The organism is Chryseobacterium sp. CH21 (assembly GCF_004119445.1).
GTDB lineage: Bacteria > Bacteroidota > Bacteroidia > Flavobacteriales > Weeksellaceae > Chryseobacterium.
In genome coordinates this window covers 1-293 of the sequence record NZ_QICI01000108.1, presented here as the reverse complement: position 1 = coordinate 293, position 293 = coordinate 1, and the positions used below count along the sequence as shown (strand labels likewise).

Below are 293 nucleotides of genomic sequence, written 5' to 3'. Positions count from 1 at the left end.
TTTTACTATGCTTTCCATGAACCTTGGAGAATCGGGTAGTCCGGATCGTATTGCTGCTAATATTATCACGGGAATGATGTACTTCCGATTCTTTTCTCTGTAATTGTAGGCGGTATTATCGGAATCGAAAGAGAATATCAATTGAAATCGGCAGGACTTCGTACGATGATACTGGTGACATTGGGATCCTGTATTTTTACTATGCTTTCCATGAACCTTGGAGAATCGGGTAGTCCGGATCGTATTGCTGCTAATATTATCACGGGAATGATGTACTTCCGATTCTTTTCTCT

The 293-nt window shown here is 40.6% G+C and carries 1 protein-coding gene; it reads left to right on the top strand.

What is annotated here, in order from left to right:
- Positions 1 to 87 precede the first annotated feature (87 nt).
- Positions 88 to 293, top strand: a 206-nt coding sequence (locus BOQ62_RS22185; protein WP_164976826.1) for an MgtC/SapB family protein, incomplete at its 3' end; no start/stop codon positions are given.